The following is a 20,145-nucleotide window of genomic DNA, read 5'->3' as shown; positions in this document are numbered from 1 at the left end:
GGCAGGCGCTCAGCGCGACCGCGACCGCGCCGGCGGCGGCCCCGTCGTCGCCCGGCGCACGAGCCGCGTCGGCAGCTGCACGCGCATCGCCTCCGCCTCCGGCTCGGTGCCGCCCATCAGCGACATGAGCAGGTCCACCGCGGTCGTGCCGAGGCGCTGCATCGGCTGGCGGATGGTGGTGAGCGGCGGCGTCATCTGCGACGCCTCGGGGATGTCGTCGAAGCCGATGACGGAGAGGTCCTCGGGCACGCGGATCCCGAGCTCGGCCGCCACCTGCAGGATCGCGATGCCGGAGAGGTCGTTGGCGGCGAAGATCGCGGTCGGCCGGTCGGACATCGACAGCAACGCGCGCGCCGGCTCCCGGGCGAGCGCCGTGAGGAAGAACCCGGAGCGCACGAGCGCGGGGTCGAACGCGATGCCCGCGTCCTGCAGCGCGCGCCGGTAGCCGGCCTCGCGCAGGCTCGCGGAGCGGAGGTCCGGGCGGCCGGCGAGGAACCCGATCCGCCGGTGCCCGAGCTCGAGGAGGTGCCGGGTCGCCTGGAGGGCGCCGCCGAGGCTGTCGGACTCGACGCTCGGCAGGTCGGCGGGCCCGGTGTGCGGGTCGATGGAGACGACGGGGATCTCGGTCTGCGCGTGCACGACGGTGGGGGTGACCATGATCGCGCCGTCGATGAGGGTGCCGCTCAGGCGGCTGAGCGACCGGCGCTCCCACCCCGTGCCGTCCACCTGCCGCGACCCGCTGTACGCGAGCAGGTCGTAGCGCGACTTCCGCAGGGCCGCGCCCACGCCCTTGAGGATCTCGGCGCTGAACGGCTCGAAGTCCGCCACGAGCACGCCGATCACCCCCGTGCGGTGGGAGCGCATGCTGCTCGCGACGAGGCTGGACTCGTAGCCGAGGCGCTCGACGACCTCCATCACGCGGCGCGAGGTCTCGGCCGAGATCCCGTAGCGCCCGTTCACCGCCTTGGACACGGTCGACACCGAGACGCCGGCGGCGGCGGCGACGTCGTGGATGGTGGCGCGGCGGGACATGGGCTGACCCTACGCCCGGGGAAAAGGATTTCGAAAACGTTTGACGAAGCGGATTGGGCGACCGAGACTGGCCCGACCGGCCCCCCCGTCACGATGGAGCGACGACGCGACGACGCGACAGCAGGGCCGGACAGAGCCGCACCCCACAGCACCAGGCACGCGGTTCGTGCACGTCCACCCCCGACACCCACCAGGGTGCGCTCAAAGAAGAGACAGGTAGAACGACATGAAGGCACGGAAGATCCTCACGGGATCCGCGGCCCTGCTCGTGGGGGCTCTCGCCCTCACCGGCTGCAGCGGCGGCGGCTCCGGCAGCGGCGACGACGGCGGCCCCGTCGAGATGACGCTGTGGCACAACTCCACCACCGGCCCCGGCAAGGCGTTCTGGGACAAGACGACGGCGGACTTCAACGCCGCGAACCCCGGCGTCACGGTCACGCCCACGTCGGTCCAGAACGAGGACCTCGACGGCAAGCTCCAGACGGCCCTCAACTCGGGCGACGCGCCCGACATCTTCCTGCAGCGCGGTGGCGGCAAGCTCGCCGCCACAGTCGCCGCCGGACAGATCATGGACATCACCGACGGCATCTCCGCCGACGCGAAGTCCGAGATCTCGAAGGGCGCGTTCGACGCGAACTCGATCGACGGCAAGGCCTACGCCATGCCCGTCGCCGTGCTCCCCAGCGGCATCTTCTACAGCCAGGACCTCTTCACGGCGGCCGGCATCACCGAGACGCCGAAGACGATGGACGAGCTGGACTCGGCCGTCGAGAAGCTCAAGGCCACGGGCGTCGCCCCCATCGCGCTCGGCGCGAAGGACGCGTGGCCCGCCGCGCACTGGTACTTCAACTTCGCGCTCCGCGAGTGCGGCTCCGACACCCTCGAGAAGGCCGCCAAGGACAAGGACTTCAGCGACGACTGCTGGGTCAAGGCGGGCCAGGACGTCGAGGACCTCGTCGGCACGAACCCGTTCAACGACGGCTTCCTCACCACCGCGGCCCAGCAGGGCGCGGGCAGCTCCGCCGGCCTCATCGCCAACAAGAAGGCGGCCATGGAGCTCATGGGCGCCTGGGACCCGGGAGTCATCGCGGGCCTGACGCCGGACCAGAAGCCGCTGGCCGACCTGTCCTGGTTCCCCTTCCCGGAGATCTCCGGCGGCAAGGGCGAGCCCGGCTCCATCATGGGCGGCATCGACGGGTACTCCTGCTCCGCGCAGGCCCCGAAGGCGTGCGTCGACTTCCTCAACTACATCGGCACCGCCGACGTGCAGAAGGAGTACTACGTCGCCTTCAACGCCCCGCCCGTGAACACGAAGTCGCAGGAGGCGGTCACGGAGCCGTACCTGCAGGAGATCCTGAAGGCGTACAACGACGCGCCCTACGTCTCCCAGTGGCTCGACACGGTCTACGGCCTGAACGTCGGCAACGCGATGAACGTCGGCGTGGTCGACCTCATGGCGGGCGACGGCAGCCCGGAGAAGCTCATCCAGACCGTCGGCGACGCGGCCAAGAAGGCCTAGGCGCACCGACATGGCCATCCGCGAGAGCTCGCTCGACGAGCAGCGCCCCGCGGCTGATCCTGCACACCCCGAGGGCGGCGTCGCGACGACGCCGCCCTCGGCGGTTCGTGCGCGACGCCGCGGCCTCGGCTGGACCGGTCGCCTCGAGGTCCTGATCCTCGTCGGCCCGGCCCTCCTCTTCTTCCTGGGCTTCGTCATCTACCCCGTGGTGATGGCGGCCTACTACGGCTTCTTCAGCTGGCAGGGCTTCGGCCCGCCCACGATCTTCGTGGGCTTCCGGAACTACATCACGATCCTCCAGGACCCCACGTTCCACGAGGCGCTGATGCACAACGCCGTCATCGTGGTCCTCTCGCTCGTGCTCCAGGGCCCGGTCGCGATCATGGTGGCGCTCCTGCTCAACCGGAAGCTGCGCGGCCAGTCGATCATCCGCGTGCTGATCTTCGTGCCGTACGTGATCTCCGAGGTCGTCGTCGGCACCGGCTGGAGCCTCATGCTCCAGGGCTCGGGCGCGCTCAACGGCTTCCTCGCGAACGTCGGCCTGGCGGACCTCCAGCAGGACTGGCTCGCGAACCCCGACATCGCGATCTGGTCGCTCATGACGATCATCACGTGGAAGTACATCGGCTTCGCGGTGATCCTCTTCCTCGCCGGCCTGCAGGGCATCCCCGAGGAGCTCAGCGAGGCGGCCGCCATCGACGGCGCGTCGTACTGGCAGATCCAGCGCCGCATCACGCTGCCGCTGCTCGCGCCGACGCTGCGCATCTGGGCGTTCCTGTCGATCATCGGCTCGCTGCAGCTGTTCGACCTCGTCTACATCATCTGGGGCCAGTACATCTCGGCCACCGCGGGCACCTCGACCATGGCCACGTACCTCGTGGCGAACGGGCGGGGATCCGGCAACTACGGGTACGGCAACGCCGTCGCCGTCGTGCTGTTCCTCATCTCCCTGGTCGTCGCGCTCGTCTACCAGCGGTTCGTGCTCAACCGCGACACCGCCGGCGCCCTCACGGGTGCAGGAAGGAAGGCGAAGAAGTGACCGTCGCCACCGCAGCTCCGCGCAACGCGGACCTGGATCCCACCTACTCGGCGAAGACGCCGAAGCCGAAGCGGGCGAAGGTGCCCGGCCAGGGCAACAACCCTGTTCCCTATCTCGTCGCGGTCGTGCTCATCGCCCTGATGCTGACGCCGGTGGCGTACATCATCATCGGCGGGTTCCGCACGAACGCGCAGATCACGACCGACCCGGCGGGCTTCCCGTCGCCGTGGCAGATCCAGAACTACGTCGACGTCCTCACGGGCTCGATGTTCTGGCGGCAGGTGGGCAACTCGCTCATCGCGGCGGTCGGCACCACGGTCGGCGCGGTCGTGCTGGGCCTCATGGCGAGCTACGTGCTGGCCCGGTACACGTTCTTCGGCCGCGGGGCGCTCTACGCGCTCTTCGCGTCGGGGCTCATGTTCCCCATCACGGTGGCGATCACGCCGCTGTACATCGTGATCCGCTCGCTCGGGCTCACGAACTCGCTGCCGGGGATCATCCTCCCGCAGATCGCGTTCGCGCTCCCGACGACGATCATCATCCTGGTGCCGTTCCTGCGGGCCATCCCGGACGAGATCCAGGAGGCCGCGTTCATCGACGGGTGCAGCCGCCTCGGGTTCTTCTTCCGCATGGTCGTGCGGCTGTCGATGCCCGGCGTCATCACCGTCGGGATCCTCGCGTTCATCGGCAGCTGGAACTCCTACCTGCTGCCGCTGTTCCTCCTGAGCGACCCGTCGATCTACACGCTGCCGCTCGGCGTGCAGTCGTTCTCGTCGCAGTACTCGGTGGACACGGCCAAGGTGCTCGCGTTCACGTCGCTGTCGATGATCCCCGCGCTCATCTTCTTCTCGATCTTCGAGCGCCGCATCGTCGGCGGCCTCACGGGCGCGGTGAAGGGGTGACCGGGGCGGAGACGACCGCGGGCGCCGTGGAGCTGCCCGAGGTGTCGGAGCGCGTCCGCGCGCTGCACGCGCGGATGACCCTCGAGGAGAAGCTCGCGCAGATCGTCGGCTACTGGGTCGACCAGGGCGGCGAGGTCGTCGCGCCCATGCAGGGCGAGATGGCCACGACCGGCCGCTACGAGGAGGCGACCGAGCACGGCCTCGGGCACCTGACGCGCGTCTACGGCACGCGTCCCGTGGATCCCGTCGAGCGCGCGTCCTGGCTGTGGGCCGAGCAGAGGCGGCTCCAGACGGAGACGCGGCTCGGGATCCCGGCGCTCGTGCACGAGGAGTGCCTCACCGGGCTCGCCGCGTGGCAGGCCGCGACCTTCCCCACGCCGCTCGCGTGGGGCGCGTCGTTCGACCCCGGTCTCGTGGAGGAGATGGCCGCTCTCATCGGCGGCTCGATGAAGGAGCTCGGCGTGCACCAGGGCCTCGCGCCCGTGCTCGACGTGATCCGCGACGCCCGCTGGGGCCGCGTCGACGAGTGCATCGCCGAGGACCCGTACGTGGTCGGCACCATCGGCACGGCGTACGTGAAGGGGCTGCAGTCGGCGGGGATCCACGCCACGCTCAAGCACTTCGTCGGCTACTCGGTCTCGCAGTCCGGCCGCAACCACGCGCCCGCGCACGTGGGCCCGCGCTTCGTGGAGGACGTGCTGCTGCCGCCCTTCGAGATGGCGGTGCTCGACGGCGGGGTGCGCTCGGTCATGAACTCGTACGCGGAGATCGACGGCGCGCCCGTCGGCGCCACCCCGGAGTACCTCACCGACGTGCTCCGCGGGCGCTGGGGCTTCGACGGCGTCGTGGTCTCCGACTACTTCTCGGTCGCGTTCCTCCAGGTGATGCACGCCGTCGCGGGCGACCGCGGCGAGGCGGCCGAGCTCGCGCTCGCCGCCGGCATCGACGTGGAGCTGCCCACCGGCGACGCGTACCTCGCGCCGCTGGCCGAGCGGATCCGTGCCGGGCTCGCCGACGAGTCGCTCGTCGACCGCGCGGTGCTCCGCGTGCTCGACGAGAAGGAGGAGCTGGGGCTCCTCGACGCGACCTTCGACGCGCCGCCCACCGAGATCGACCTCGACACCCCGGCCCACCGGGACGTCGCGCGCCGGCTCGCGGAGGAGTCCGTGGTGCTGCTCGCCAACGACGGCACGCTGCCGCTCGCGGGCGGCGACCGCACGGCGCCCGCGCGCATCGCGCTCATCGGCCCCAACGCCGACAGTGCCGAGGCGCTCATGGGCTGCTACTCGTTCGCGAACCATGTGCTCGCGCACCACCCGGGCACGCCGCTCGGGTTCGCGATCCCGACGGTCGCCGAGGCGCTCCGCACGGAGCTGCCCGACGCCGAGCTCGTGCTCGCGCACGGCGCCGACGTCGAGGGCGACGACCGCTCCGGCTTCGACGCCGCCCTCGACGCCGCGCGCGGATCCGACCTCGCGGTCGTGGTCGTCGGCGACCGGGCGGGCCTGTTCGGCCGCGGCACGGTCGGCGAGGGCAACGACGTCGAGAGCCTCGAGCTGCCGGGCGTGCAGCGCGAGCTGGTCGAGGCCGTTCGCGCCACCGGGACCCCCGTGGTCGTGGTGCTGCTCACCGGCCGGCCGTACGCGGTGGCGTGGGCTCTCGAGGGCGAGGCGGCTCCGGCCGCCGTGCTCCAGGCGTTCTTCCCGGGCGAGGAGGGCGGATCCGCGATCGCAGGTCTCCTCTCCGGCCGGGTGTCGCCGTCGGGCCGCCTGCCCGTGTCGCTCCCGCGGTCGGCGGGCGCGCAGCCGTTCTCGTACCTGCACCCGATCCTCGGGGGCCCGTCGGAGGTGACGAGCGCGGATCCCACGCCCGTCCTCCCGTTCGGGCACGGCCTGTCGTACACGACCTTCTCGCGCAGCGACCTGTCCGTGGAGTCGGCCGAGGTGCGGGCGGGGGAGGCGTTCACGGCGACGGTCGTGGTCCGCAACACGGGCGACCGCGACGGCACCGACGTCGTGCAGCTCTACGCGCGCGACGTGCAGGGCAGCGTCACGCGGCCCGTCGCGCAGCTGCTCGGCTACCTGCGGCTGGATCTGGCCGCCGGCGAGTCCGCGCGCGTCACGTTCCGCGTGCCCACCACTCGCCTCGCGCTCACCGACCTGCGGTACCACCGCATCGTCGAGCCGGGCGCGGTCGAGCTGTGGGTCGGGCCGTCGAGCGCCGTGAAGGAGACGGAGGCGGCGATCGAGATCACCGGATCCGCGCACCACGTCACCATCGCGGACGAGCGGTACGTCGGCACGTCCGTGGAGGCCGTCGCGGCATCGGAGCGGGTGCTCGAGCCGAGCTGATCCCGCCCGAACGACGGAGCCCCGGCGCCGCGTCCTCGAGACGCGGCGGCCGGGGCTCCGTCGTGCGCGGGATCAGGCCCCCGCCACCTCCACCGGCGCCGTCGTCAGCGCCTGCAGGCCCGTGACCCGCAGCAGGTCCAGCCGCGCCTCGTCCGTGCTGCCCGGCTCCGCCGTGTAGACGACGATGCGGAGGTCGCTGCCCGGCACCGAGAGGGTGTCGCAGTCGATCGTGATGGGGCCGACGGGCGTGCTCGTCACGGTCTTGCGGCTCGACCGGTGCTCGGCGACGCGCGCCTCGCTCCAGCGGCGCTCGAACTCGGGCACCTCGGCGCGCAGCCGAGCCACGAGGCGAGCGAGCGCGCGATCCGCGGGGTAGCGCCCGACGGCTGTGCGGAGGTCGGCCGCGAGGTCGCGCGCGAACTCCTCCTCGTGCACGGCGTCGAAGTCGGTGCCCCCGTGGCCCTGGGTGAAGTAGGTCCAGACGAGGTTGCGGTCCCAGCCGGTGCGCGTCGACGGATCCCCGTTGAGCGCCGCCCAGAGCGGGTTCCACAGCAGCATGTCGTGGGTCGCCGTGAACACCGCGATGGGCACGTCGCCCAGCCGGTCGACGATCCGGTGCACGCCCGGCGTGATGTGCCGCGGCACCTCGCCGCGGCCGGGCGGGGCGACGCCCGCGACCCGGTGGAGGTGGTCGCGCTCGTCCTCGGTGAGGCGGAGCGCGCGGGCGAGCGCGCCGAGCATCTGCGGCGACGGGTTCACCGACCGGCCCTGCTCGAGCCGCACGACGTAGTCGACGCTGACGCCCGCGAGCGCGGCGAGCTCCTCGCGGCGGAGGCCTGCGGTGCGCCGGTGCGGTCCCGCGGGCAGGCCCACGTCCGCCGGCTGCACGCGCTCGCGCCAGGAGCGGAGGACGCTCGCGAATTCGGTCATGCCCCCATCCTCCGCGCTGGGAGGCGGATCAGCCTGGTACCGCCGGTCCTCCCGTCGACCGGTGCCTGGGCGATGCGGCGGGCGGGGCGCAGGCTCGACCCATGACCACCACACTGATCACCGGATCCAACCGCAGCCTCGGACTCGAGACCGCCCGCCGCCTCCTCGAGGCCGGCCACACCGTCTACGCCGGCATGCGCGACACCGCCGACGGCGACGCCGCCCGCGCCCTCGGCGCCCACCCCGTGCAGCTCGACGTCGACGACCAGGCGAGCGTCGACCGCGCCATCGCGTCGCTGCCGGAGCTCGACGTGCTCGTCAACAACGCCGGGATCCTCGGCTCGTCTCAGGGCGTCGACGACCTCACGCCCGAGGCGATGCTGGCGGTGCTGCAGACGAATGTGGTCGCCGTGGTGCGCGTGACTCAGGCGGCGCTGCCGCTGCTGCGGGCATCCTCGGCCCCGGTGATCGTCAACGTCGCCTCGGGCGTCGGCTGGCCGCGCGCCCTCCGCGGCGCCGACACCGACGAGAGCCACGTGATGACCGTGCCCTACGCGACCTCGAAGGCCGCCCTCATCATTGCGACCGTGCAGTACGCCAAGAACCTGCCGGGCTTCCGGATCAACGCGACCGACCCCGGCTACACGGCGACCGACTTCAACGGCAACACCGGCCACCAGACCGTGACCGAGGGCACCGACGCGACCGTCGCCATGGCGCTCGTCGGACCCGACGGGCCGACCGGCGAGTTCCACAGCCGGCACGGGCGCATCGAGTACTGAGGTCGCGCGGACCGACCGGGCTTCGGCTCGCGACGGATTCGGCGCCCGCCGTCGCGCCGCTGCCCGGTAGCGTCGAGGCGTGACCTGGCCCGCGCTGCACATCACCCGTTCCGTCGACGCCGACGTGGCGTCCGTCGTCGCCGTCGCGGGGGATCCGGCGCGGCTGCCCGAGTGGGCGGCGGGCGTCAGTTCAGGGATCCGGCTCGAGGGCGGGCGGTGGCTGTCGGACTCGCCGATGGGCGCCATCGAGATCGCGTTCACGGGCCCGCGCGAGCTCGGGATCCTCGACCACGACGTGACGCTCCCCGACGGCACCGTGGTCCGCAACCCGCTGCGCGTCCTGCCCAACGACGACGGCAGCGAGGTCGTCTTCACCCTCTTCCGCCGGCCGGGCATGACCGACGTCACCTTCGCGGAGGACGCGGCGCTCGTCGCGGCGGACCTCGACCGGCTCGCGGATCTGGTCGCCCGCGGCTGATCCGCTCGCTCGGCCGTCCCGCTACCGTCGACCCATGCCGCCCGCCCACCTCGCCGTCCCCGAGGACCGCACCGCGCGGCTCGACCTGCACCGCCCCTCGCCCGACGACGCCGACGAGGTGCACGCGATCCTCTCCGACCCCGCCGTCTGGACCCACTACCCGTCGCTCCGCGTCACGGATCCGGCGCGGACCTACCGCTTCCTCCGCACGCGGACCGAGGGCTGGGACCGCGACGGCCTCGGCACCTGGATCGTGCGCGAGCGCGACGCCGACGCGGTCATCGGATTCGGCGGCTGCGGCATCGCGCACGACGCCTTCTGGAACCTCGGCTACCGCTTCTCGCCGGCCGTGCAGGGGCGCGGATACGCGACCGAGGTGGCGCTGCAGGCGATCGAGCGTGCGCGGGCTCACCGGCCCGACCTGCCCGTGGTGGCCTACCTCGTCGAGCACAACCGCGCGTCGGCGGCCGTGGCGGAGAAGGCGGGTCTTGCGCTCGTGCACCGCGGTCCGGATCCCGGTAACTCTGATCCCGGCGTCATGCGTCTCGTCTACGCCGACCGCGCGCTCAGCGACGCGCAGCGGAACGCGACGATGCACTGATCCCATCCGCGACCGGCGCGCGACGGGCTCGCCACGCCCCGACCTCCGCCATGACGATCCGCGTCCCCACCAGCAGCACGAGCACGACCGCGGTCAGCACGATGAGCGGCGGCAGCGCGAAGCCCACGCCGACGACCCAGTGGTCCATGCCGGGCGCGGGCCAGCCCATGTCCTCCCACCGGTCGGCCAGGAGCAGCAGCACCGCCATCGCGACCAGCTCCGCCGCCAGCACCCCGATGGTGATCCGCGTCGCGAGCCGCATGCCGTCCCCCCTGCCGTGTGCCGAGCCGCCACCCTCGCACGGTTCCCCCACCCGGGGAAGGGCCGTGCCCCCGCGAACCGGCGTCGCCGCCACACTGGATCCATGAGCACCGCCGTCGACGCCCTCGCCCGCCTCGTCGAGGGCATCGACCGCGAGCGGCTCGGCGCGTACGGCGCCGTCGTGCGGATCGGCGACGACGAGGTCGCGCACCGCTGGCGCAGCGACGACCGCGAGAACCTCTACTCGGTGTCCAAGGGCGTGTGCGCGCTCGCCGTCGGCATCGCCGTGGGCGAGGGGATCCTCTCGCTCGACAGCCGCGTCCCCGAGCTGCTGCCCGACATCGAGCTGGGCCCCGGCGTCGAGACCGTCACCGTCGAGCACCTCCTCACCATGACGAGCGGCATCGACTTCGCCTGGTTCGGCGACGAACCGGTGCCCGGCCCCGACCTCGCCCAGGCGATGCTCGGCCTGCCGAGCCGCGGCCGTGTCTTCCAGTACAGCGACGCCAGCCCCTACGTCGTCATGCGGATGCTCGCCGCCGCAGTCGGCGACGTGCGCGACTGGCTCCTCCCGCGCCTCTTCCAGCCGCTCGGCATCGAGAACCCGCAGTGGCACCGCTGCCCGCTCGGCTTCGTCGTGGGCGGCAGCGGCCTGGAGCTCCGCACGGGCGAGCTCGCGCGGATCGGCCGGCTGCTCCGCGACCGCGGCGCGTGGGAGGGCCGCCAGCTCGTGAGCGCGGAGTGGATCGATCGGATGCACGGCAGCTGGATCGACACCGGCGCCGACCCTCAGTCCCCCTTCGCCCGCTACGGCCTCGCGACCTGGGACGGCCCCGGCGAGGCCTGGCGCCTCGACGGACGCTACGGCCAGTACGTGCTGGTCGACGGATCCCGCGACGCGGTCGTCACCATCACGGCCCACGAGGAGGAGCGCGACCACCGGCTCGCCGAGCTCGCGGTGGCGGCGGTCGCGGACGCGGTGCCCGCCCTCGCCTGAGCTCCCGCGTCAGCCGACCGGCGCCGCCAGCGGATCCGGCTCCCGGCGCGTCCGCCCCGCGTCGCTCACCACCGCGAAGCCCTCGCGCGCCCAGTACTCGAACCCGCCGATCAGCTCCTGCACGCGCGTGTAGCCGAGCGTCGCGAGGGTGAGTGCGGCGCGCGTGCTGCCGTTGCAGCCGGGTCCCCAGCAGTAGACGACGACGCGGGCATCCCGGTCGGGCAGCTCGTCGGCGGCGCGCGCGGCCAGCTCCGGGCCGGGGATGTGGACGGCTCCGGGGATCCGCCCCTGCGCCCACGACGCGTCCGAGCGCACGTCGACCACGAGGGGCGCGGCGCCGCTCGCGCGGTCGGCGGCGAGGTCGGCGGGGTCGGTCTCGTAGGTCAGCTTGGCGGCGAAGAAGTCGGTCGCGGAGAGGCTCGTCTGCATGCCTCCATCGAAGCGGTCACGCCCGACTGCGAGGAAGGGCCGTCGCGCGGCATCGCGGCCGTCGCGCCGCGGATCGCCCGGTAGGTTCGGCCGCATGCCCACGAATCCGCCGCTGACCCTCGACGCCACCGATCACGCGATCATCGCCGAGCTCCAGGGCGACGGCCGGATGAGCGTCGCGCAGCTCGGTCGCGCGGTCTCCCTCTCCGCCAGCGCGACCGCCGAGCGGGTGCGCCGGCTCACGGAGGGCGGCATCATCACGGGGTACTCCATCACGGTGGATCCCGAGGCGCTCGGCTGGGCCGTCACCGCCTTCGTCCGGCTGGCCTACCCGTCCGGCGACTACCGGCCGTTCCACGCGCTGGTCGCCGAGCTGCCGGAGATCGTCGAGGCGCACCACGTGACGGGCGCCGACTGCTTCATCGTCAAGGTGCACGCCCGCTCGATGCGCGACCTCGAACGCATCACGGGACGCCTCGCCGCCCTCGGCGGGATCACGACCCACGTCGTGTACTCGAGCCCGGTCCCGGGGCGGCACGTCGGGCCGGCGTGATCCACGCCCCGGGCGTCCGACGTCCCCGTCCCGTCGCGGTCTCGTGCTCCTGCGCCGGAGTGGCACGTCGGGTCGAGCGCGACGGGTCTTGGTAACATTACCAATCCCTTCCGGGCTTGGTAACATTACCAACGTGCGCGACGCGACCGACAACCCCTTCAGCCCCGGCTCCGACACCGTCCCGGAGATCTGGGCCGGCCGCACCGAGCAGCTCAGCGACTGGCGCGACGTGGTCCGCCCCCGCCTCCTCCGAGGGCTCCCCGAGCGCGGGCGCACCGTGCTCGGCGAACCGGGGCTCGGCAAGTCCTCCCTCGTGCGGCGCATCGCGCAGACCGCCGCGCGGGAGGGGGACTGGGTCACGCCGCAGCTCCGCATCCCCCTCGGCGCCGATCCGCTGAAGCCCGTCGCGGCCGCGGTGCTGGAGCTCGCGCGCGCCGCCGGTCTGCCCGCGGTGCGCGAGAAGCGCATCGAGGACGCCATCGCGCGGGTGGAGACGGTCGCGGCAGCCGGGCTCTCGCTCACCGTGCGCGGGGGGTCCGAGCAGAGCGGCCCGGAGCCGTACACGGCGCTGACCGCGCTGCTGGTCGAGGTGGGCCGCGCGGCGATGCGGCACGAGCGGGTCGCCCTGGTGCACATCGACGAGGTCCAGAACATCACGGACGAGCGGACGCTGTCCCAGCTGCTGATCGCGCTCGGTGACGCGATCACGCACGAGGAGGAGGTCGCCGTCCCGGGCGGTGCCCGTGTCCGCCGGTCCCTGCCGATCGCCGTGTACCTCACCGGCCTGCCGGACTTCGAGGACCGGGCCGGCGCCCACAAGGGCGCGACCTTCGCGCGGCGCTTCCGCACCACGGTCCTGACCGCGATCGACGACGACGACATCCGCGCCGCGCTGCAGGACTTCGTCGTGCCGGGCTGGGAGGTCGCGGACGGCTCCGGCCGCACCCGTCGGATCCGCATGGAGCAGGACGCCGCCGCGGCGATCGTGGACCTGTGCCGCGGCGAGCCGTTCCTCTTCCAACTGGCGGGGGAGCGCGCGTGGTACGCGGGATCCGGTCCGACGATCACCCGGGACGAGGTGCGCGCGGGCTGGCGCGGGGCGGAGCGCGAGGCGGCCGCGCACGTCGAGCGGATCCTCGAGCGGCTGCCCCCGCGGGAGCGCGCCTTCATCGAGGCGATGGCCGCGCTGCCCGCCGAGGAGCGCACGCTCACCCGCATCGCGAAGGAGATGGGCCGGTCGAGGGCGGCGGAGGTCGGCACCACGGCGCAGCGCCTCGACACCGTGCGCGGCATCATCGACCGGGGCACGGCCTACGGCTTCCGGCACCGGGCCATCGAGGCGCACCTCACCAGCGCCTGGCCGCGGATCGGGTGAGACATCAGTCCGGGAACCACCCGCTGAGCGCCACCACCTCCGCCGCCACGTCCGCGACGGTCCGGCCGTCGGTCGCCACGCGGTGCACCGCATCCGCCGCCTCCGCCTCGAGCCGCGGCGCCGCGGCCGCGCTCCGGGCGATCGACTCCGCCAGCCCGGATCCGATCTCACGCCCCGCCAGCCGCGAGGCCGCCGTCGCGTCGTCGGCCGTGAGCAGCACGCCGACCGCATCCACCTCGCCGCCGAGCGCGGCCGTGAGCCCCGGCAGCTCGAGCACGCTGACGGTGTTCGTGTAGATCACGCGCGTCCAGCCGGCCTCGCGGTAGTTCCGCCACAGGGCGGCGAGGTTCCGCTCGGCCAGCGGGATCCCCCGCTGCCACGGCTCCGGGTGCGCCTGGTCGAGCCCGTCGCCCTCGATGAGCGCGTGCGCGACGTCCGCCGCCGCGAGGATCCGCGACGCCTCCAGCGCCACCGTCGACTTGCCGACGCCCGAGCGCCCGCCGAGGAAGAGCGCCTGCGTGGGGGATCCCGGGTCCATCCGGCCAGGGTCCCATGCGCGTGCGCGGCCGCGGGGCCCGCGTCGCGTTGACACCGCCCCGACGCCCCCGCGAGAATGGATCCGCGTTGCTCTTACAACGTTGTAACGGCTCGGATCCACCCGGCACCCCCGGCGTCGATCGGCCCCGCTCCCGATGAAGTGAAGGACCACTCCATGACCGACGCCCGCCCCGCACCCGACGCCCGCATCGCCATCGACCGCACCTCGGTCGTCGCCCCCGTCAACCGCCGCACCTTCGGCTCGTTCGTCGAGCACCTCGGCCGCTGCGTCTACGACGGGATCTACGAGCCCGGCCACCCCACGGCGAACGCCGACGGCTTCCGCGGCGACGTCGTCGACCTCGTCAAGGAGCTCGGCACGAGCACCATCCGCTACCCCGGCGGCAACTTCGTCTCCGGCTACCGCTGGGAGGACGGCGTCGGCCCGCGCGCCGAGCGCCCGAAGCGCCTCGACCTCGCCTGGCACTCGCTCGAGACCAACGAGGTGGGCCTCGACGAGTTCGCCCGCTGGTGCGAGCTCACCGGCAGCGAGCTGATGATGGCCGTCAACCTCGGCACGCGCGGCGTGCTCGAGGCCCTCGACATCCTCGAGTACGCGAACCACCCCTCCGGCACCGCGCTCTCCGACCTGCGCATCGCCAACGGATCGCCCGAGCCGCACAACGTCAAGATGTGGTGCCTCGGCAACGAGATGGACGGCGACTGGCAGGTCGGCAACATGACCGCCGAGGACTACGGCACGCTCGCCGGCCGCACCGCCCGCGCCATGAAGATGGTCGACCCGACGCTCGAGCTCGTCGCGTGCGGCAGCAGCGGATCCGGCATGGCCACGTTCGGCGAGTGGGAGCGGATCGTGCTGGAGAAGACCTACGACTCGGTCGACTTCATCTCCGCCCACGCCTACTACCAGGAGCGCAAGGGCGACCTCGGCAGCTTCCTCGCCTCGTCGCTCGACATGGAGTACTTCATCGCGACGGTCGTCTCCACGGCCGACCACGTGAAGCACCGCCTGAAGAGCGACAAGACGGTCAACATCTCGTTCGACGAGTGGAACGTCTGGTACCTCGACGAGCACCAGGAGTCGGGCGTCATCACCGAGGGCTGGCCCTACGCGCCGCACCTGCTCGAGGACGTCTACTCGGTCGCCGACGCGGTCGTGCTCGGCAACCTCATGATCACGCTGCTCAAGCACAGCGACCGCGTCACGTCGGCCAGCCTCGCGCAGCTCGTGAACGTGATCGCGCCGATCATGACGGAGACCGGCGGCGGCGCCTGGCGCCAGACCACGTTCTTCCCGTTCTCGGTCACGAGCCGGCTCGCGCAGGGCGAGGTGCTGCGTCCGCGCATCGACGTGGGCACGTACGAGACCGAGGTGCACGGCACCGCGCCGCTCGTCGACTCCGTCGCGACCTTCGACGAGGCCACCGGCCGCGCCGCGGTCTTCCTCGTGAACCGCAGCCTGTCGGACGCGCTCACGATCGAGGTCGACGTCGCCGGCCTCGCCGTCTCCGAGGTGCTGGAGGCGGTCGGGATCCACGACGAGGACGTCTACGCGAAGAACACCTTCGAGGACCGCGAGCGCGTGGGCCTCACGCCGAACGCCTCGGCATCGCTGACGGACGGCACCCTCACGATCACGCTGCCGCCCGTGTCGTGGACGGCCGTGTCGCTCGGCTAGTCGCTCCCGCTCCACCACGCGCCCGTCGCGCCGCACCCGCGGCCGGCGGGCGTCGTGCGTGGGGCGCGGTCCGGACGGTCGGGAGCGGCCGGCTCCGCGCCGAGCCGGACCTCCAGCTCCTCGTCGGAGGATGGGCGCATGACCCCGCACGCGACCGCCCCCGCCATCCGCCTCGTCGAGCTGCAGGAGGGGGATCGCGCCGCCTGGATCGATCGCCTCCGGACCGCGTTCGCCGCGGGCGTGCGCGACGCCGGGCTCCAGCCGGGCGACGAGGAGATCCCGGGCGTCGAGGACACGCGGGAGGTCCTCGAGGAGCCGGGGACGGAGGCCCTCCAGGTCGTGCTCGACGGCGACGTCATCGGCGGAGCCGCGGTCACCGCCGAGCGGGAGGGCCGTCGCGGCCTCGAGCTGTTCTTCATCGACGCCGGCCACCACGGCGGCGGGATCGGCGTGGCCGCCTGGCGTGCCATCGAGGCCCGCTATCCGGACACGGCGACCTGGGAGACCGAGACGCCGTACTTCGAGCAGCGCAACATCCACTTCTACGTCAACCGCTGCGGCTTCCACATCGTCGAGTTCTTCCACCCCGGGCATCGCCCCGAGCGCGGCGGCGCGGCCGACCATCCCGGCCCGGACCGCATGTTCCGGTTCGAGAAGGCGATGCCGACGCCCGCTCGGGCGGGATGACGCGCGATCCCGCGCACACCCGGATGCGCGCCTAGGCGGAGACGGTGACGCTCCAGGTGACGCCGAAGCGGTCGGTGAGCATCCCGAAGCCCGCGCTCCACGCGGAAGCGGCCAGCGGCTCGACGATCACGGCGTCGACCGCCAGCGCGTCCCAGCGGCCCTGGAGCTCGTCGAGGGTGGCGGCCGAGATGGACACGAAGAGCGCCTGGTCGGTGATCGTGACGCCCTCCTCGCGACGCGTCGAGCCACCGCCCGCGATCAAGCTCTCGGTCCGGCCGGGGATGTCGTAGCCCATCAGCCGGAAGCCGTCCTCCGCGGCGACGAGGCCGAAGACGACCTTGTCGGCGCCGGGGACGTCGGCCGGCATGCCGAGGTCCGCGTAGGTGGTGATCACGGCGTGGCCGCCGAACACGGACCCGTAGAACTCGAGCGCCTGGCGCGCGTCGCCGCGGAAGTTGAGGTGGGTGGTCGTCTGGATGGACATGTTCGCTCCTTGGGTGGATGGGCCCGATCGGCCCGATGGATCCACCCTCCCGTCCGTGTAGGTCTGTTCCTGTCCTAGACCGGATCTAATCTGGGCGCATGACGACGACCTCCCGGCTGCTCGACCTGCTGTCGCTGCTGCAGACCCGCCGGGACTGGCCGGGATCGGTCCTGGCATCGCGTCTGGAGATCAGCGACCGCACGGTCCGCCGGGACATCGACCGCCTGCGGGAGATGGGCTACAGCATCCAGGCGACCATGGGCCCGGTCGGCGGGTACCGCCTCGACGCCGGCAGCGAGCTCCCGCCGCTCCTCTTCGACGACGACCAGGCCGTCGCCGTGGCCGTCGCGCTGCAGGCGTCCCCCGCCGTCGGCGCGGGGATCCACGAGGCCGCGGCCCGCGCCCTCGGCACCATCCGCCAGGTGATGCCGTCGCGGCTGCGGCACCGGCTCGACGCCCTCGAGGTCACCGCGATCGGCCGCGCCGGTGACGCCGCGCCGGTCGACGTCTCCCTCGACGTTCTCGTCACGCTCGCGAACGCCATCCGCGACCGGGAGACCCTCCGCTTCGACTACGCGGCCCGCGATGGCGGCGTCGACGCTGCCGGCGCCGACGGGCAGCCGCTCCTCCCGCCCCGCCGCGTGGAGCCGCACCACCTGGTCGCCTCCCACGGGCGGTGGTACCTCGTGGGATGGGATCTCGATCGCGAGGACTGGCGCGTCCACCGCATCGACCGCATCCGACCGCGCACGCCCAACGGCCCGCGCTTCACCCCGCGCACCGTGCCCGGCGGCGACGTCGCCGCGTTCGTCTCCGCCCGCTTCACGGGATCCAACGTCGATGCGTGGCCGTGTCGCGGCACCGTCCTCCTGCACGTCCCCGCCCGCGACGTCCTCCCCTTCGCCGGGGACGGGACGGTCACCGCCGTGGACGAGCGCAGCTGCACGCTGGAGGCGGGCTCGTGGTCCTGGGGAGCGCTCGCCGCGTCCTTCGGGAGGTTCGAGGTGCCGATGGAGGTCGTAGATCCTCCCGAGCTCGCCTCCGCGTTCGCGACGCTCGCGGAGCGGTTCGCGCGGACGAGCGAGAGCGGCCCGGCGCGCGTCGACTGATCGCGCGGCGGCCCCGTCGGTCGACGGTGCCGGGATCCGGTCCCGGTCAGCCGGAGAGGTTCTCGACCGGCTTGTCCTCCTCGTCGGTGCCCGTCTCGGTGTCAGCGTCCGAAGGCGGCGGATGCGGGGCAGTCGAAGGGGTCGCCGCCGGCGGAGAGGCCGACGCGGTTGAGGTAGGCGACGACGATGCCGTAGGAGGCTAGGAGGGTGGTCTCGGTGTACGGGATGTTGTGGGTCGCGCAGTACTCCTTCGCGATGACCTGGGCCTTCTTGAGCGCGGGGCGGGGCATGTTGGGGAAGAGGTGGTGCTCGATCTGGTAGTTGAGGCCGCCCATGTAGATGTCGGTGAGCCAGGTGCTCTTGATGTTGCGGCTGGTGAGGACCTGGCGGCGGAGGAAGTCGACCTTGGAGTCCTTGGGCAGCACGGGCATGCCCTTGTGGTTGGGGGCGAACGAGGCGCCCATGTACACGCCGAAGACGGCGAGCTGGACGCCGACGAAGGCGAAGGCCATGCCGAGGGGGAGGAAGAAGAACACGACGGCGAGGTAGGCGATGATGCGGGTGGAGAGCATCGAGATCTCGAGCCAGCGCTTGTCGACCTTGCCCCGGCCGAAGACCGTGCGCATCGACGTGACGTGCAGGTTCAGCCCCTCGAGCGTCAGCAGGGGGAAGAAGAGCCAGCCCTGTCGGCGGATGATCGCGCCGGCGAACCCGCGGGCGCCCTTCGCGTCCTCCGGGCGGAACACCAGCACGCCGGGCGCGATGTCGGGGTCCTTCGCGACCACGTTCGGGTTCGCGTGGTGGCGCGAGTGCTTCGTCATCCACCACGAGTAGCTGATGCCGACGAAGAGGTTCGCGAGCGTGCGGCCCGCGACGTCGTTGGCCCTGCCCGAGGTGAACACCTGGCGGTGCGACGCCTCGTGCGCGAGGAAGGCGAACTGCGTGAAGACGATGCCGAGCCCGGCGGCGATGAGCAGCTGGAACCAGCTGTCGCCGAGGAGCACGAACGCCGCGCCGAGGCCGGCCAGCGCGACCGTGATGGCCGCGAACGCGACCACGTAGAAGCCGAGCCGGCGCTCGAGCAGCCCGGCGTCGCGGACGGCGTGCAGGAGGCCCGAGTACTCGGTGGTGGGGTTCGCCCCGCCGCCGCGTCTCGCCCGGGTGAGGATCACGCGGGGTGCGGGGGTCTGGATCTCGGTGCTCATGACGTTCTCGCTCGTCTCGGATGGCTGTCGGTCGGGGGAACCGGGGTCCGGGGCACCTGGTCCAGTTCTACTCCGGTTCGTCGCCGCGCCCTCGTCGAGGGCGGGGGCGCGACCGTCTTCCCAGGTGGGGTGCAGGTCCGGTCGGCCACGCGGCTCCGCCGCCCGGCGGCTCAGCCGCGCGGATCCGCGCGCAGCAGCGCCATGACGATCACGTCGACCGGCTCGTCGTCGAAGCGGAAGGCGCCGCGGAGGCGGCCCTCCTCGACGAACCCGGCGCGCTCGTAGACGCGGCGGGCGCGGGGGTTGAAGTCCATGACCTCCAGGGAGATCCGCTCGAGGGCGGTCACGGCGAACGCGTGGTCGACGAGCAGGCGGACGGCCTCCGAGCCGAGGCCGCGGTCGCGGCCGGCGGGGCCGATGAGGATGCGGAGGTTCGCGCTGCGGTCCTCGGGGCTCCAGTCGTTGATCACGGCCTCGCCCACGCACGCGTCGGTCGCGCGGTCGACGAGGGCGAGGTCGAGGCGGTCGGTCTGCGCGGCGCGCGTCGCGTACCAGGTGCGCGTGCGGTCGTCGAGCTCAGGGCGCGCGGACATCTCGGCGACCTCGGCGGCGGAGTGGGCGGATCCGGTGAGGCGGATGACGTCGGGGTCGGCGAGCACCGGCCCCATCGCGTCGACGTCCGCCGGGGAGAAGGGGCGGAGGACCACGCGCTCGCCCTCGAGGTGCGGGACGTCGGGGAACAGGCGGGGCTCGGCGGTCATGGATCCATCGTGCCGTGGTGACGCGCGGCCGTCAGCGGCCGTCGCGGCTCCGGTAGAGCGTCATGAGCGTCGCGGAGATGCGGCCGCCGGGGCCGAGCCGGTGGCCGTTCGCCTCGAGCCAGGCGCGGGCGGCGGCGCGCTCGCCGGTCGGGGCGGCACCGGCGGGGGCGGCGGGACCGGAGGCGGCGGTGCGCGCGGGCTCGTCGCGGATCGGCGTGATCGTCACGGTCGTGCGCCGGCCGGCGGCGACGTAGGGCGCGAGCGCGGCGCGCAGGGCCCGGGCTCCCGCGGGGTCGAGGTCGATCTCGTGGATGGTCCCGTCGAGGCCGAAGCGCACCGCCTCGGTCGCGTCGTCCCGCGGTCCCACGTGCTCGGCCATGCCGTCTCCCTCGTCCTCGTCCCCCTCCGGCAGCC

The 20,145-nt window shown here is 72.8% G+C and carries 22 protein-coding genes; 13 read left to right on the top strand and 9 right to left on the bottom strand.

Features of this window, described 5'->3' with window-relative positions:
* Positions 1-9: 9 nt before the first annotated feature.
* Complete coding sequence (locus ACMT9T_RS08935; protein WP_414745213.1) at positions 10-1,032, bottom strand: LacI family DNA-binding transcriptional regulator; 1,023 nt, start codon at positions 1,030-1,032, stop codon at positions 10-12.
* 226 nt (positions 1,033-1,258) lie between these two features.
* Here ACMT9T_RS08935 and ACMT9T_RS08930 point away from each other — a divergent pair, with 226 nt between their 5' ends.
* Genes ACMT9T_RS08930 through ACMT9T_RS08915 form a run of 4 tightly spaced genes read left to right on the top strand, consistent with a single transcriptional unit; the run spans position 1,259 to position 6,843 of the window.
* Positions 1,259-2,551: an extracellular solute-binding protein gene (locus ACMT9T_RS08930; RefSeq protein ID WP_414745212.1), complete on the top strand. Its 1,293-nt coding sequence runs from the start codon at positions 1,259-1,261 to the stop codon at positions 2,549-2,551.
* A 10-nt stretch (positions 2,552-2,561) separates the two neighbouring features.
* Complete coding sequence (locus tag ACMT9T_RS08925) at positions 2,562-3,590, top strand: carbohydrate ABC transporter permease (RefSeq protein WP_414745211.1); 1,029 nt, start codon at positions 2,562-2,564, stop codon at positions 3,588-3,590.
* Positions 3,587-4,492, top strand: a complete 906-nt coding sequence (locus tag ACMT9T_RS08920; protein ID WP_414745210.1) for a carbohydrate ABC transporter permease — start codon at positions 3,587-3,589, stop codon at positions 4,490-4,492. Before ACMT9T_RS08925 ends, ACMT9T_RS08920 begins: the two co-directional genes overlap by 4 nt.
* Complete coding sequence (locus tag ACMT9T_RS08915) at positions 4,489-6,843, top strand: beta-xylosidase/alpha-l-arabinosidase (protein WP_489672270.1); 2,355 nt, start codon at positions 4,489-4,491, stop codon at positions 6,841-6,843. The genes ACMT9T_RS08920 and ACMT9T_RS08915 overlap by 4 nt, the downstream gene beginning before the upstream one ends.
* Before the next feature lie 72 nt (positions 6,844-6,915).
* On the opposite strand, the gene ACMT9T_RS08910 is transcribed toward ACMT9T_RS08915, so the two are convergent.
* Complete coding sequence (locus tag ACMT9T_RS08910) at positions 6,916-7,773, bottom strand: helix-turn-helix transcriptional regulator (protein WP_414745209.1); 858 nt, start codon at positions 7,771-7,773, stop codon at positions 6,916-6,918.
* A 101-nt stretch (positions 7,774-7,874) separates the two neighbouring features.
* Between ACMT9T_RS08910 and ACMT9T_RS08905 the strand changes: the two genes are divergently transcribed.
* The 3 genes from ACMT9T_RS08905 to ACMT9T_RS08895 all read left to right on the top strand — a co-directional run bounded on the left by ACMT9T_RS08905 (position 7,875) and on the right by ACMT9T_RS08895 (position 9,634).
* Positions 7,875-8,555: an SDR family NAD(P)-dependent oxidoreductase gene (locus ACMT9T_RS08905; protein WP_414745208.1), complete on the top strand. Its 681-nt coding sequence runs from the start codon at positions 7,875-7,877 to the stop codon at positions 8,553-8,555.
* A gap of 79 nt (positions 8,556-8,634) precedes the next feature.
* On the top strand, positions 8,635-9,033 hold the full coding sequence (locus ACMT9T_RS08900; RefSeq protein ID WP_414745207.1) for an SRPBCC family protein: 399 nt from the start codon (positions 8,635-8,637) through the stop codon (positions 9,031-9,033).
* A gap of 34 nt (positions 9,034-9,067) precedes the next feature.
* Positions 9,068-9,634: a GNAT family N-acetyltransferase gene (locus ACMT9T_RS08895; protein WP_414745206.1), complete on the top strand. Its 567-nt coding sequence runs from the start codon at positions 9,068-9,070 to the stop codon at positions 9,632-9,634.
* Here ACMT9T_RS08895 and ACMT9T_RS08890 read toward each other — a convergent pair.
* Positions 9,600-9,896 (bottom strand): hypothetical protein, encoded by a 297-nt coding sequence (locus ACMT9T_RS08890; protein ID WP_414745205.1) that lies wholly within the window; start codon positions 9,894-9,896, stop codon positions 9,600-9,602. The two genes, ACMT9T_RS08895 and ACMT9T_RS08890, sit on opposite strands and share 35 nt — an antisense overlap.
* Positions 9,897-9,998: 102 nt before the next feature.
* Here ACMT9T_RS08890 and ACMT9T_RS08885 point away from each other — a divergent pair, with 102 nt between their 5' ends.
* Complete coding sequence (locus ACMT9T_RS08885) at positions 9,999-10,892, top strand: serine hydrolase domain-containing protein (protein ID WP_414745204.1); 894 nt, start codon at positions 9,999-10,001, stop codon at positions 10,890-10,892.
* Between the two features lie 9 nt (positions 10,893-10,901).
* Here the strand turns inward: ACMT9T_RS08885 and ACMT9T_RS08880 are convergent, their stop codons facing one another.
* Positions 10,902-11,321: a rhodanese-like domain-containing protein gene (locus ACMT9T_RS08880; protein ID WP_414745203.1), complete on the bottom strand. Its 420-nt coding sequence runs from the start codon at positions 11,319-11,321 to the stop codon at positions 10,902-10,904.
* A gap of 94 nt (positions 11,322-11,415) precedes the next feature.
* Here ACMT9T_RS08880 and ACMT9T_RS08875 point away from each other — a divergent pair, with 94 nt between their 5' ends.
* Both ACMT9T_RS08875 and ACMT9T_RS08870 read left to right on the top strand, forming a co-directional pair.
* Positions 11,416-11,874, top strand: coding sequence for an Lrp/AsnC family transcriptional regulator (locus tag ACMT9T_RS08875; protein WP_414745202.1), 459 nt, complete (start codon positions 11,416-11,418; stop codon positions 11,872-11,874).
* A 133-nt stretch (positions 11,875-12,007) separates the two neighbouring features.
* Positions 12,008-13,249: an AAA family ATPase gene (locus tag ACMT9T_RS08870; protein ID WP_414745201.1), complete on the top strand. Its 1,242-nt coding sequence runs from the start codon at positions 12,008-12,010 to the stop codon at positions 13,247-13,249.
* 4 nt (positions 13,250-13,253) lie between these two features.
* Here ACMT9T_RS08870 and ACMT9T_RS08865 read toward each other — a convergent pair whose 3' ends face one another.
* Positions 13,254-13,787: a DEAD/DEAH box helicase family protein gene (locus ACMT9T_RS08865; protein WP_414745200.1), complete on the bottom strand. Its 534-nt coding sequence runs from the start codon at positions 13,785-13,787 to the stop codon at positions 13,254-13,256.
* A gap of 174 nt (positions 13,788-13,961) precedes the next feature.
* Between ACMT9T_RS08865 and arfA the strand changes: the two genes are divergently transcribed.
* The gene (arfA, locus tag ACMT9T_RS08860) at positions 13,962-15,485 is read left to right on the top strand and encodes an arabinosylfuranosidase ArfA (protein ID WP_414745199.1); all 1,524 of its coding nucleotides are present in this window, start codon (positions 13,962-13,964) and stop codon (positions 15,483-15,485) included.
* A 138-nt stretch (positions 15,486-15,623) separates the two neighbouring features.
* Complete coding sequence (locus ACMT9T_RS08855; protein ID WP_414745198.1) at positions 15,624-16,172, top strand: GNAT family N-acetyltransferase; 549 nt, start codon at positions 15,624-15,626, stop codon at positions 16,170-16,172.
* 31 nt (positions 16,173-16,203) lie between these two features.
* Here ACMT9T_RS08855 and ACMT9T_RS08850 read toward each other — a convergent pair whose 3' ends face one another.
* Complete coding sequence (locus tag ACMT9T_RS08850) at positions 16,204-16,656, bottom strand: VOC family protein (RefSeq protein ID WP_414745197.1); 453 nt, start codon at positions 16,654-16,656, stop codon at positions 16,204-16,206.
* A 98-nt stretch (positions 16,657-16,754) separates the two neighbouring features.
* Between ACMT9T_RS08850 and ACMT9T_RS08845 the strand changes: the two genes are divergently transcribed.
* Positions 16,755-17,765: a helix-turn-helix transcriptional regulator gene (locus ACMT9T_RS08845; RefSeq protein ID WP_414745196.1), complete on the top strand. Its 1,011-nt coding sequence runs from the start codon at positions 16,755-16,757 to the stop codon at positions 17,763-17,765.
* A gap of 101 nt (positions 17,766-17,866) precedes the next feature.
* On the opposite strand, the gene ACMT9T_RS08840 is transcribed toward ACMT9T_RS08845, so the two are convergent.
* The 3 genes from ACMT9T_RS08840 to ACMT9T_RS08830 form a co-directional block, all read right to left on the bottom strand.
* A complete protein-coding gene (locus ACMT9T_RS08840) occupies positions 17,867-18,970 on the bottom strand; it encodes a fatty acid desaturase family protein (RefSeq protein WP_414745195.1) in 1,104 nt (367 codons plus the stop codon).
* Positions 18,971-19,140: 170 nt separating this feature from the next.
* A complete protein-coding gene (locus ACMT9T_RS08835; RefSeq protein ID WP_414745194.1) occupies positions 19,141-19,731 on the bottom strand; it encodes a GNAT family N-acetyltransferase in 591 nt (196 codons plus the stop codon).
* 31 nt (positions 19,732-19,762) lie between these two features.
* A complete protein-coding gene (locus tag ACMT9T_RS08830; RefSeq protein ID WP_414745193.1) occupies positions 19,763-20,110 on the bottom strand; it encodes an Lsr2 dimerization domain-containing protein in 348 nt (115 codons plus the stop codon).
* Positions 20,111-20,145 lie beyond the last annotated feature (35 nt).

The organism is Clavibacter vidaverae (assembly GCF_047529985.1).
In the GTDB taxonomy this organism is placed as follows: Bacteria; Actinomycetota; Actinomycetes; order Actinomycetales; family Microbacteriaceae; genus Clavibacter; species Clavibacter nebraskensis_A.
This window is presented reverse-complemented; position numbering and strand designations above follow the sequence as displayed.